Source organism: Mesorhizobium sp. WSM4821 (genome assembly GCF_055901555.1).
Window position 1 is genome coordinate 5,764,518 of the sequence record NZ_CM148371.1, and the last position, 12,162, is coordinate 5,776,679.

The following is a 12,162-nucleotide window of genomic DNA, read 5'->3' on the forward strand; positions in this document are numbered from 1 at the left end:
GCGCACGGGCCGCGCTCCGAACGAAATCTTGCTCGTTGATGACTCTCTTGCGAATGTCGCCGCGGCAGAGAATGTGGGCTGGAAAGCTGCTCACTGGACGGGCGAGTTGCGTTCCGCTGACTTTCAGCGCCTGGGCCAGTTGTCAGGTAAGCCGGGAACCGGGTTTATCTTGCCGCTCAATTGCGCGCCCAATGTCAGCGCTTGCGGGAAATTGCGGACGGTCGCGCGCATAAGCGCGGCGCTGCTGGGGCGAAGGGCAATTCGGGCGATGGCTGCAGCGGCGTGAATGCGCGTCGAAAACAGTCGCCTCCAGGCCGCCTCGTAGCGCTTGCCGGCAACCTCGCGGCCTGCCCCGCCGCTTGGCGCGCATGCGAGTTCGCGAGCCAGCAGCCAACCGGACTGAAGCGCCATCGAGATGCCCTCGGCTATGATCGGATGCGATTCTCCGGCTGCATTGCCGACGCGAAAGATGTCCCGTTCGTAACAAGAGCGAATTCCCGGCCTGATTGGGCCTGCGGCAAGCCATGGACCGTCGCGCTGGGCTGCTTGCAGCGCATCGCTGAGGCCCCGTGATGAGTCCACGAGATGGCGAAAGACCGCATCAGCGGCCGACATATGGCCATGGATTTGGGGGGCATGGCGTTCGGCGCCGTGGTATTTGTCGCCATGCTGTTTGCGCAATCGCGCCAGCACATCGCGCCGGATGCAGCACGAGACCGACACCCGGCCGTGATCCGTCCGGACCATGCCGCCATAGCCACCGGGAAACGCCAGCAGAGGCATCAGATCGAGCGCCAGGGAGGACCCGGTGAAATGCGCCTTGAAGCCGAGCAGGTCCGAAGGGCGGTTGGTCTTTTCGAGCTGGCTGGGCAGCGGTCCTGGTTCCCAGGAACCGTGCGCGGCGATGATCACCGGCGCACGCAACACCATCACTTCGTCGCTGGCTTGTTCGTCTTTGGCTTGAAGTCGCACCGTCTGCATGTCGCCATCCCGGTCGATAGCGACGGCGCGGCAAGGCTGAAAGATTTCGGCGCCCACCGATCGCGCCGACTGCAACAGCAGAAAGTCGAGAACGTCGCGGCCCAGCGCTCTGCCGAAGCCATCTGTTGCAGAGGGCCCATCTTTTGCACAGGGCCCGTCTTTTGCAGAGGGCATTGGCGCCTCGACGCAGGTCTTGCCGCAAAAGAAGCCAACACGGCGGATTTCGGGGCCGGCATTGGCGCGCCAGGCATCGCCGATCTCCAGTTGGTCGAGAAGGGCAAGATTACTGGCCGAGATGTATTCTCCGCAGACCTTGCGGCGCGGGAAACTGCTCTTCTCCACAATGGCCACGGCCCATCCGCGCCGGGCAAGCGTCAGCGCGACGGATGTGCCCGCCGGGCCGCCGCCTATGATGATCGCGTCATGGATCATCTCGAACCCGCATCGTTGTTGGCGCCGACGAAGATATGGGAAAAAAGGCCGGCGCGCCGTTCCTCTATCGGCCTGCCATCGGCCGCACGCCAGAGATCGGAAAGCTCGCTGTCGCGAAAGCCGGCGCGCACGCTTTGGGCGGCGTCGTTTCGGGTCACGTCGTTGACGCCGATTGCCGGAAGAAATCGAGCCGCGGCCAGCGCCGGTTTTGCCCGTCGTGGCTCTGTCGCCAGCAGCAGTCGGGCTTTCGGCATCAGCAGTGAAAACAGACGCACCAGCCCAGCGTCGTCGAAATGATGCAGGAACAAACTGGCGGTGATCACGTCGAATGGCTTGCCTTCGGTCGTTTCGGCCCAGTCGAAGACGTCGGCAGCGACGCCTTCGATCGTCCATCCCAGTGCGCCAAAATCATTGCGTAGCTGCGCGGTGACGAGTTCGACGCGGTCGAGCATCACCAGCTCGACCTCGAGCCAATGTTTGGCCATGCGCCGCGCCACCGCGAGCATGAAGCTGCCGTCGCCGGCGCCGATCTCCAGAATGCGGCCTGGCGGTTTTGGCACAAACTTCCTGAGCAACGACGCCATGATCGGCGCCTGGAACATCAGCGCGTTGATGTGGCGGAGGTCGCGGCGCGAGGCAATCGCGCGCGGATCTTCGGCCGCAAGTCCGTCTAGGATTTCCGGCTCAAGCCGGCGGTGGTCCAGGTCGCTCATGATACGGTTCGAAACAGCATGGTTTCAGCCGTCAATCCGGGTCCGAACGACATGCCGCAGCCGAGCAGGTCAGGCGGCGCTTTTATCATCTCCTCCATCACGAACATGACGGTCGCCGACGACATGTTTCCGTATCGGCGCAACACCTCGCGCGACGGCGTCAGCGCCGCGGGCGCGAGGTCCAGGGCCCTTTCGACGGCGTCGAGAACCGAACGTCCACCCGGGTGCACGGCCCAAAGGTCGATCGCTTCTGCCGGCCGGCTGCCGAGGATAGCGCCCTGGTTGCTGCGCAATGCTTCAAAGATTGCTGTCGGAACCTGACCCGAAAGGAACATCTCGAAACCATCGTCGCGAATGCTCCAGCTCATCAGGTGCCGCCGCTCGGCCGCGACGATACAATGAAAGTCTTCGAGCAGGATGCCATGCGGCTCGGCGGTGACGAGTGCCGCCGCACAGCCATCGCCCCAGAGGCAGAACGACAGCAGCTTTTCGAGCTCGGTGGTTTCGCGCAGGTGCATCGTGCAGAGCTCGATATTGACCAGCAGGACCCTGGCCTGCGGGTCGGCGCGCACGATGTGGCGGGCAAGCTTGAGGCCGTTGATCGCCGCGTAGCAGCCCATGAAACCGATCATCGTGCGTTCGACCGTATCTTGCAGGCCGCAGCGCGCAACCAGGTCCAGATCGATACCCGGCGCTGAGAACCCGGTGCAGGTGGTGACGATGAGATGGGTGATGCGGGAAGCGTCGTCACCAAGCTGCAACCCGTCGACGCCCTTTTGCGCCAGAGCAGGTGCGGCTTCGCCAAACATTGCCATTCTCGCGGCCGTCCCGGGAAACGCACCGCGAATGAAAGTCCCAGCCAGATCGGCCGACGGTCCTTCAGCGTCGAGGGCCGGCGCAAAGCAGGAATAGCGGCGCTCGATGCCAGCAACACCGGCCATACGTTCGAAAACCCTTCGGCGGTCGGCCGCGAGCATCGAGGCCGCGAAACGGAGGTAGAATTGATGAACCTCGTGCTCCGGCACCGCTGTCGCGATCCGGTTGATATAGGCGTTGGCGGGCATGTTCTGTCTCCCCGGCGTACACGTTGAGAGCCACCGCCGGAAGGTGTTGCTCATTGGCACCAAGGTGTCGGACACCAGGTCTCGAGCGCTGCCTGTTCGATAAACGTATCTGAAAACTGATTTCGTCCCGAAGGTTCAGTATGCGCCGTTGCCGGGCTGGACACCAAAGCCGCGCCGCGCCGTCCCCCCCGACGCTACCCCGGCGGTTCGGCGCAGCAATGAGCGTCGAGGAATGCGCCCGACTACACCGGCGGCAAGGCACCGCCGACGTGCGCCTGGTCCACGCGCTGTGCCACTTGGACGGCACGCCAGCCGGCGGGCGAACGCCCCGGCGACGCTGTCCGATGTCCCATCTTTCGAACTGTCGATGCTCGACGAAATCCGTTACCGAAGACACCGAAAGCGATTGCCGGCGCCAAGGGAAGGCTCGGTTGATGAGAGATGTGCACGATGCGCTGAACCGAAGTGGCATATTCCTGATCTGGGAGCCCACACAGCTTGAGGGAGAAAACCGAGCTGAATGGCTTTTCGGCGTGTCGGGTTGCGTTCGCAGCGGTGACAGATGACGAATTCGCCGCGATGGAGAGCCACATGCGCTTAGCTGACTTCCCTGAGCCGGCTGAGAGTTGGACGGCGATGGGGCATCAAGCTGGATTTACCAATGCGGAGCAACTGTTCATGATGCCAAACCGTCTCAGGAGAGTTTTCAAGTCTTGGAACTAGTATGTCGCGGCGGCAGGGGTTGCGATGAAGCTGTACGAGCTTCTGGACGATGCGCTCTGGAGCGCCGTCACAGCGCTGGCGACAGAGGTTCGCGCCAAGGTGATGGCCGGTTGAGGGAAGGCGAGCGACAAAATGTCATCACACTACACACATGGGTCAAATGAGACTGAACAGGAACGCCTTACCGGACTGAACCGGAGACTGAATGAGCGATGCCTTGTCCCGGCAAACTTCGTTGCGGGTGAACGCGTCATCGACTTCGGTGCTGGGCTAGGACAGTTCTCGCGGATGATCGCCCGCGCGACCGGCCTTCCGGTGCTGGCAATCGAGCGCAGCCCTGAGCAGATCGAAGAAGCACTTCGCCAAGCCGCTGCGGAGGGCGAGACAAACCTGTTGACGATGCGCGAAGGCGATGTCCTGTCCCCGCCAATTCGCGGCGACGAATGGGGTACGTTCGACGTTGCTCACACACGATTCGTTTTGGAGCATGTGCCCAATCCGGTGGAGGTCGTACAGTATATGGCGCGTGCCGTGCGCCCCGGTGGCAGAGTCATCATTGCCGATGACGATTACGACACGATGCGCCTTTGGCCTGAACCTCCCGGATTTGCGCCCCTTTGGCATGCCTATCAACGCAGCTACGACCGGCATGGCAACGATCCCATCGTGGGGCGGCGTCTCGTTCAGCTTCTGCATCAAGCGGAACTTCGCCCTCGCCGCAACACCTTCGTATTTTTCGGCGGCTGCTCTGGTGAACCTGAGTTCGAAGATGTCGTCCGCAATATCGCCAGCATCATCGAAGAAGCGATGGATGACATTATCGTCACGGGTGTCCCCCGCAAGACAGCGATGGACGGTATTGATGCTCTCGTGGCGTGGAGCAAACAACCCGATTCAGCGGTCTGGTACGGGATGGCGTGGGCCGAGGGTGTGAAGCGCGTATGAATGTTAACGGCGATTCGATCGCGGCGCTACGTCCAGCTCCCAATTGATCGAGCTTCTCCACATCTGCAAATTCGCTGATCGTCGCGCAAACCCCTTAGGCGCCGGCGTCGTAAACGACAGCAAGGAACGGGTCATCAAAAAAGCAATCAACCAAAATTCAGAAACTCCCAGCGCTTGTTTGATCAGGATTCATTTTTAGGATGTTCGAGGAACGAAGCGCCGGCCTTCGGATTTGCGCCAAAATTCCACCATTCCGGAGCAAACTTGAACTCGAAACGTTTGAGCCCGCTACAATGGAAGGCCGGCTTTCACATATCCCCCAATGAAGTGGTCGCGATCTTCGTCGTTGCGGAAGGGGTGAACAGCCCCCCAACGCGTTGCCGTGAATTCGGGGTAGGCCGACAGAAATTGCCCGGCCTCTGCCCGCGCCTCGTCTACACGCCCGAGTTGCGCCAGGCTCGCCGCGAGGATGCGTTGTGACCCTTGCCTATGCGTCGCCTCATGGCGCAAGGTGGTGACTGCCTCATCGTACTGACCCGCCGCATACTGGGCCAAGCCGAGAAACCAATGATATACAGCCGGAGGATAGGGATTGAGGCGCATGGCATGGCGCGCACAGTCGATCCCCTTGGCTGGCTGCCCGTCGAGTACCATAAGGTCGGTCATAAAGGCCCACGCGTCCGCGTGGTTCGGGTTTAGCCTGAGCGCGGCCTCGACCTCGGCGATGCCGTCGGCAAGCAGCCCATCGTATGCAAGCACTAGCCCGAGGCTCCAGCGGGCGTCGGCGTTCTCGGGGTCAAGGGAAACGGCCCGTTGTGCCGCATCGCGTGCTTTTGGGCGAAGCGAGGCTTCCGGCTCACCACCATAAATCCAGGCTACACGAAGACCGTCCGCGAGCCATGCATAGGCATCTGCAAATGACGGGTCGAGGCGGATGGCGCCGCGCAGGAGGTCGCGACCGGTCGCCGTGCTCTCAGACGCCTGGGCGATTTGGGCCTTACCGCGGACGAACAGCTCATAAGCCTCCAGGCTGGCTGTGCGTCGATGGGTGACCCGTTTCGTACCTGGCAATGCCCCGGAAAGGGCCTCGACAATCCTTGCGACAATTTCATCCTGGAGGGCGAAGACATCGGCGAGGTCGCGATCGAAGCGGTCGCCCCAGATGTGGGAATTGCTGGCGGCGTCAATGAGTTGCGCGTTGATGCGCACACGGTTCGCGGTGCGTCTGACACTTCCCTCTACGAGATAGCGCACGCCGAGTTTCCTCGCCACCTCGCGGGCATCGACTTGCCGCCCCCTGAAGACAAACGACGATGTCCGCGCGATTACCAGAAGACCGGGGGTCTTGGAGAGGTCCGTAATAAGGTCGTCCGTCAGGCCTTCGGTGAAAAAATCCTGTTCGGGTTCGCTGCTCAAGTTCGCAAAGGGCATCACCGCAATCGCTGTTTTACCCGCCAGCGCAGCGGTTGCGGCCGCCCCATCGGCAACCGACCGGTCGGAATGGACGAACCGGTAGCCTACGCGCGGGACCGTGACGATCCACTGACCCCTCCCTGGCGCGTCGCCGAGACATCTGCGAAGGGCGGCGATCTGCACCGTCAGGTTGCTGTCCTCGACCAGGGCGTTCGGCCATGCCGCTTTCATCAATGCGAATTTGGTGACCGCAGCTCCGTCAGCCTCGAGCAAAGTGCGAAGAAGCAGAAGTCCTTTTTGACTGACGTGAATAATCGATCCGTGTTTGAGCAGCGTCTGTCGCTCGTCGTCGAAAACGAAGGGACCAAACACGAGGGGCACGCCGGTCATTCGGGCAACTTGGGATCGTTTGGATGATTTCGGAATTTTTCCGCCAGCCTTTCAGGACGGAAAACCGCCTGCTGGTCCATGCTCTCGATGCAACTCAACCACACCGCTACAGCGAAGGAACTCATCATGTCTCCTAAACGACACGTTCCCGGCACTTCTTCCGTCGCGTGGCCGCGCTATTGGGGTGCATGCATCTCGTTCGGCGTTTATGCCGGCGTCCTGCTTGTTCCATCCACTTGGACCCTGGCCGCCCCCCAGGTCGATTCGAAGCCAGCGCGGGCGAACGCATCCGGTTTACTCAGTGCCCAGGATATCCATGAAACGAGGCAATGGGAAATAATTCGCGTCGTTGCGCCAGAGAACAGTCACGAACTCGGCACGATCATCTTTGGCGAAGGACAGGGCCTCTCGAAGCCCTCTGCCCTTCGGGGGCCGCGCTGATCATCGCGGTCGCCTGGACCCTGCCATCTTGCGTTGCCAATGTCCGCAGTGAATGCCCGAGCGGATAATCCGTAAAGACGCTGCAGACGATTGCCCGCCTGCAGGCCGATGGCGTCTGTTTTGCCGGCGGCGGCAATTGGCACGGCCGCCGGGTCCTGTGGTATCGTTGATTTCCTGGTCGACCGTGACAGGCGTGGCGAAATTGCCGCCGACGCGATCGCGGCGTGGCGGGCGGCAAAGTAAGATATGATCCAGATCGGGTTCGGGGAAACCGACGATGCCATCGGCTGGCAGGCGACAATCGAAATGCACCGGGTGACGCTCCGGTTCCGTTGGCCCTTGTCCTGGAAGGCCACTCGGGCCGGCTGCGGCCGCTTGATGCCGGACGCGATGCCGCGCCGCTATTCCGGCTTTCGCATGACGAGCACACTGATGCCACCTGGGTCGACATGAAGGTCGGGCCGTTCGCAACCGAGCAGGCTTTCGCCGATCATCTGGCCGAGCTGGTGGCCGACCGCAAGCGTGCCTTCTTCGTCGTCGCCGACCCCGAGGACAGCGCGCTCGGCTGGCTGTGCCTGATGGAGGCAAGGCCCGCGCATCACGTCGTTGAACTGGGCTATGTGCTCTATACGCCGCTCCTGCAGCGTACGTGGCTCGCCACCGAGGCGCTCTACCCTCAAGGGACTTACGGCTCCACCCCTGCCGATGTGACAAAGGACCTTGCCAACGATGGTGTATATTGTTTCGATTAATCAAGCCCGGCAGACAGACCCAGACGGATGCCAAAGTATTGTCATCCTTCGCCGCGATTGCTGCGAGAGACCTACAGCGTCGATAAGACGCCGGCCGATTTAGCCAATAGATCTCCAAGAGCTTCTGCGCTGAGCGCCCAGGGGCCAGACGCCGCCACCTGCTCCGATTGCTTCCGGCTGGAGTGGTTGCCGGGTGGACTTCCGCCCACTGGAAAGCGCCTTGTCCCGGCGAACACCCTAGGCGGTCATTGGGTGGTCGTCGTGAATGTGTCTGCAACGTGTGGGGAGCGCGGTCATTCATTAAGATCAGCACAGAAGCTATCGCTCAGAAAGCCGGAGTACAGCGGCGAACCGTGTTTCGCCACTTCGCGACCAAGGACGATCTGCCTTTGCTGGCTGCTTTCTGGCCTTGGCTGAATGCCCGGATAGCCGTCTCTGCGATGCCTCAGAATCTGAAGGAGATCGTCGGTGGTCCGAGACAAGCCTTCCCACGGTTCGGCACGCACGAAGCGGCGATCGGCGCCTCCCTGCATCCCCGGGCCGGCCGCGAGATGCGGATAGGCACGGTTGCGAAGCGGCGCGCCAACTTCGCTCGCGCACCCGCCATCGCCTCCCCCCGCCCCCCGGCGGCGGAGAAGGTCGATTCGCTGGCCCATCTGCTCTTCTCGGCCTCTGCCTGGGAGGTCTTGAAGGACTATGGCGGTCTCACCGGCATTCAGGCCAGGGAGACCGCATCCTGGGTGCTTGAGGTGATCCTGTCCGCGATCACCTCGGGTTACTCTCCTGCGGACGTCAAATCGCAGATAAAGAGATAAGCAACACCGATGGCCAGACCCAATGGCACACAGCGCTTATACATGACCTTGATCTTCGCGCCGACGCTCCATGGCGGTCCCTCGTTCGTGGGAGGGGCCTATAAAGATCAAGCGCGGCTCGATCTACAACCTGCTGCAGGGGATCCACTAACAAAGACCAGGGAAATTCCGAGTGAGGCTGCTGACGTTCGCCGTACGCAGCGCACAAAGTGAGACTGCGGAAAGTGAAAATCTGCGGCGATGCGTCGATAGCGACGGACTGCCTGGACATCCGGCGGTTAGCTTTCGGATGCCCTAAGGCTCCGCGCCGCCTCATCGAGTGCCAGCGGATCGTCACCGAGGCGGTCGATGAGGTCTTGAGCTTGGTCGCCGGTAATGCCTGTTCTCATCGCCAGTGCTTCCGCTGCTTCAACATCTGATTGACCAGCGGCGCGCTTGTCTTTCTTCCTTCGGCTTTGGGGCGCAGGACCTGGGACTTCGGCACCAGATATCGCCGGTGGTCGAGCACCAAGCGAGCGGTCTTCGTTCTCGATTTCAAACGTCGCCTGATTCCAGTGGCGCTCGTGCAGACCGTGCTTCCGGCCTTCTCGTTCCCAGATCTCATATGCGCGGCGGCGAATGCGTTCGTGTTTGTCGTCTGACATGGTCGTTCCTCCCATTGGGTGTTCACCCAACGCAAGAAGGGTCGGAACGATCCGACCCTCCACGCCGATTTCGGACAAGGACGGACAAAACCCGGCTGGCGCTTGCTTCCGGAGGAACTTACCCCGCAACCGGCCGATGATCCCTAGTATTTGTGCGCGAAATCGATGAGGGAGTGAAACGGACGGGAGCGCGTAAATGCTAATTTCCGGCATCACGCCATGCACGGCGAAGCTGCGACTCAACTATCGCTAAGGCGCGGCGGACTTGACGGCCCGTCTGGCCGGCGCCGCCTTTCAGGTAACCTCCCACTGAAAGGCGCCGGCCTGTCGTATCTGTCGACGGCCGTGGTACGAGCGATAGGAACCAATGGCAGCTCTAGCTTCTTGGCGGTCTGTCGCGCTTTGAGGTCGACGATCTCGTCATCCCGCCGGGCGATGCGGCTTTCAAGATTGGCGATGCGCTCCGCCAAAAAGTAGCGCCCGACTAGAAAGCCTCCGCCTCCAAAAAGGACCGCGAACGAAGCAAAGGCTACAGGGTTGGCCAGCACCAGGGCCGAGTTGGTTTGTAGAAAATCGATCAGATCCTGCATCTTTTCCGTCCTCAATTCCTCGGCAGCTTGTGAATGTCCAGCCGAACCGGCCCACCCCTGTCGCAACTCATACAGAGCAGCGCCCTCTCGACCGTGCTCAACAGCGCGCCCTTGCCATACCTACGGATGAGTGCGGCTGACTTTACCTCGGCATGATGCGAGCAATTTCTGCACCATGCCCGCAGCGTATGCCACTCCCGCAGATCGCCAAGCGATACGTCTAGCCCTGCATGTATGCTGCCCTCGACGATGGTTTGTGGCGGCACTGTCGTCTCGCCAGGTGTGATGATCTTCTCCATCACGTGCCGACTATTGTAGTGAATCAGGACCATGCCCGGTCGACGCCGGATGGCGACCTGCCAGGCCGCTTGGCTGATAAATGAGTCCGGCGACCGACAAATCGTCTCGACAAGCGCCTTCTCCTCGCGGTCCCAAACCTCGATCCGGAAATTGTCTTCCGCCGTGTTTGCCATGGCTAGGGTCGAGCCTTGTGCCAGCCACGAGAAAAGCCGTTCGAGACTGCTGCCCGCGACAGCGCAAGCTCGCGCTCGAGTTCGGCATTCCGAACGAGCACGTTCAGCAAGGCAATCACGGCATCGCCGCCTGCCGCAGCTATGGCCTGCTGGGCAACCAGTTCCAATTCAGACATAGCTTCGCCGGCCGGCGCGATTTGGCGCTTTTCCATAGCCCTTCCTCTTGGATGTATCTGAATAAGGAACATATTCCTCGGCAGTCAAGGCTGCCTTGACAATTTGTTCTCATTTTGTTCGCTGGAGGCGGTATAGCCGCAGGAGGCACATTGCGCCTATGATTTGCCAACGTCGGTCCCGCCTTTAGGCTGAAGAGAAAGCGCGCTCCGGTTATCACGCCAGAACGCGCCTTCTGCAGCGGACAGAGGGGGGCACATACAGCCCACTGCGCCTACCGAACCGTTAGGAACGGCTAATGTTCCGCTTGACGACAGCCAAAGCCACACCAGAACCGTGAAATGGCGCGGGATGTTCTGATCGGCGATGAAATCACGCTGACGACAACAATTCTGAAGATACTTCCGGATTCGGGAGCGTCGGCAACTCCGGCAACGGCTCAGCCGATTATTCCCGTCACGATCAAGTCCAACCTGTATTATTGGACGCTAAAACCGTCACATCTTCTACCCAGTTTTCGGTGCCAAAAGTCCTGCGACAAGTCGTGCTGACGGTCTTCCTCGCCCCTTGAGGTGCTTACACGGGCCTTGATACCGGCTTGACCTGCTGTGTCGCCGGCCGCCTCATTCATATAGTTTGAAGGTCTCAATAGCGATTAAGCGAAAGCGCCTACCAAATCGATCACGTTTCGGGATCGCAGCCCTGCCATTGAAACCCAGGCGGGCCTCACGTATCCGCTGCCAAATGCCGCGTCGATCGCACTCCGCGGTCTGCCAGAGCGCGGGCATCTTCGGCCCTACGAATGGAGCCGCGTTTCTGAACCAGTGGCTGTTGTTGCATCGAAAGCGACCGGCACGCCGTGAATGACGCATGCTGCCGCCAGCATCTCCTCCAACTCGCGGTCGGTGGCCTTGCAAGCCGGCATGAGTGTCCGGATGGCGCGGATTGCCTGTGCGATGGAGAGGAACCGGGCCTTGCCTCTGGAGAGAACGTAGGCTTCGGCGGCTCTTTCAACCGTGACTGTGTGAAAAGTGTTGGTCATCGCGAATTTCCTCCTGAAATCCTGACCAACACGATTTACGGCAACAATTCGGCAGCCTTCAAGCTTATGTCCGAAGCCGGACAATCAGGCGGAAGACAAGCCGAAGTGATGTCGCTCCTCCTCGCCGTAAGCCGCGCCAAATAACCCGGCGTCTTCACCGGGTTCTAACTCGTCTAACAGGCCCGCTACATGCTGACCGAACGTGTCGCCAACCCTGAAAGCCGAATTGCAAGATGTGATGAGGAAATCGCAGCGTTAAAGGCCGAACAGAAAGCGCCAAAGCGGGAATCGCCCGATGGTGCCTGTAGTCGGCACCATTGAAGCCAGTCCGCGTGGTCGCCTCCTTGGAGGCTGAGCCTCGGTTTAACGAAAGACAATGATCATGTCAGAGAACATTCTTCCGCATCAGAAGCCCCTAGGATGATTGTTGTCACCGCCTTCGTGGTCGCGTGAAGCTAACCCGGCGCTCGGCGAATACGGTAAGCCGACAACGCTCTTTGTTGGCGGCGACGCGCCCGACATGGAGTGAAAATTGGCCAGTGTACCCCTCAGCTTCCTAGCAGTTCTCCA

At 60.8% G+C, this 12,162-nt stretch carries 12 protein-coding genes and 1 pseudogene; 4 read left to right on the forward strand and 9 right to left on the reverse strand.

The window, feature by feature from the left end:
* Positions 1-123: 123 nt before the first annotated feature.
* From AC0NID_RS28245 to AC0NID_RS28255, 3 genes are read right to left on the reverse strand one after another with little or no spacing between them, the layout of a single operon-like run.
* Positions 124-1,413, reverse strand: coding sequence for an NAD(P)/FAD-dependent oxidoreductase (locus AC0NID_RS28245; RefSeq protein ID WP_473455734.1), 1,290 nt, complete (start codon positions 1,411-1,413; stop codon positions 124-126).
* Positions 1,410-2,126: a class I SAM-dependent methyltransferase gene (locus AC0NID_RS28250; RefSeq protein ID WP_473455735.1), complete on the reverse strand. Its 717-nt coding sequence runs from the start codon at positions 2,124-2,126 to the stop codon at positions 1,410-1,412. Before AC0NID_RS28250 ends, AC0NID_RS28245 begins: the two co-directional genes overlap by 4 nt.
* Positions 2,123-3,190, reverse strand: a complete 1,068-nt coding sequence (locus AC0NID_RS28255) for a type III polyketide synthase (protein ID WP_473455737.1) — start codon at positions 3,188-3,190, stop codon at positions 2,123-2,125. The genes AC0NID_RS28250 and AC0NID_RS28255 overlap by 4 nt, the downstream gene beginning before the upstream one ends.
* Before the next feature lie 855 nt (positions 3,191-4,045).
* Here AC0NID_RS28255 and AC0NID_RS28260 point away from each other — a divergent pair.
* The gene (locus tag AC0NID_RS28260; RefSeq protein WP_473455738.1) at positions 4,046-4,858 is read left to right on the forward strand and encodes a class I SAM-dependent methyltransferase; all 813 of its coding nucleotides are present in this window, start codon (positions 4,046-4,048) and stop codon (positions 4,856-4,858) included.
* 288 nt (positions 4,859-5,146) lie between these two features.
* Here the strand turns inward: AC0NID_RS28260 and AC0NID_RS28265 are convergent, their stop codons facing one another.
* Complete coding sequence (locus AC0NID_RS28265) at positions 5,147-6,661, reverse strand: winged helix-turn-helix domain-containing tetratricopeptide repeat protein (RefSeq protein ID WP_473455740.1); 1,515 nt, start codon at positions 6,659-6,661, stop codon at positions 5,147-5,149.
* A 773-nt stretch (positions 6,662-7,434) separates the two neighbouring features.
* Here AC0NID_RS28265 and AC0NID_RS28270 point away from each other — a divergent pair.
* From AC0NID_RS28270 to AC0NID_RS28280, 3 genes and pseudogenes are all read left to right on the forward strand, one after another.
* On the forward strand, positions 7,435-7,854 hold the full coding sequence (locus AC0NID_RS28270) for a GNAT family N-acetyltransferase (protein WP_473455741.1): 420 nt from the start codon (positions 7,435-7,437) through the stop codon (positions 7,852-7,854).
* A 278-nt stretch (positions 7,855-8,132) separates the two neighbouring features.
* A pseudogene (locus AC0NID_RS28275) lies at positions 8,133-8,189 on the forward strand (hypothetical protein); the annotation flags it as partial.
* 54 nt (positions 8,190-8,243) lie between these two features.
* Positions 8,244-8,669 (forward strand): hypothetical protein, encoded by a 426-nt coding sequence (locus AC0NID_RS28280; protein WP_473455882.1) that lies wholly within the window; start codon positions 8,244-8,246, stop codon positions 8,667-8,669.
* A gap of 278 nt (positions 8,670-8,947) precedes the next feature.
* On the opposite strand, the gene AC0NID_RS28285 is transcribed toward AC0NID_RS28280, so the two are convergent.
* The 5 genes from AC0NID_RS28285 to AC0NID_RS28305 form a co-directional block, all read right to left on the reverse strand.
* Positions 8,948-9,313: a DUF2934 domain-containing protein gene (locus AC0NID_RS28285; protein ID WP_473455742.1), complete on the reverse strand. Its 366-nt coding sequence runs from the start codon at positions 9,311-9,313 to the stop codon at positions 8,948-8,950.
* Positions 9,314-9,552: 239 nt separating this feature from the next.
* Positions 9,553-9,903 (reverse strand): hypothetical protein, encoded by a 351-nt coding sequence (locus AC0NID_RS28290; protein ID WP_473455743.1) that lies wholly within the window; start codon positions 9,901-9,903, stop codon positions 9,553-9,555.
* A gap of 11 nt (positions 9,904-9,914) precedes the next feature.
* On the reverse strand, positions 9,915-10,376 hold the full coding sequence (locus AC0NID_RS28295; protein WP_473455744.1) for a hypothetical protein: 462 nt from the start codon (positions 10,374-10,376) through the stop codon (positions 9,915-9,917).
* Between the two features lie 2 nt (positions 10,377-10,378).
* On the reverse strand, positions 10,379-10,588 hold the full coding sequence (locus AC0NID_RS28300) for a hypothetical protein (protein WP_473455745.1): 210 nt from the start codon (positions 10,586-10,588) through the stop codon (positions 10,379-10,381).
* Positions 10,589-11,346: 758 nt separating this feature from the next.
* The gene (locus AC0NID_RS28305; RefSeq protein WP_473455746.1) at positions 11,347-11,592 is read right to left on the reverse strand and encodes a hypothetical protein; all 246 of its coding nucleotides are present in this window, start codon (positions 11,590-11,592) and stop codon (positions 11,347-11,349) included.
* Positions 11,593-12,162 lie beyond the last annotated feature (570 nt).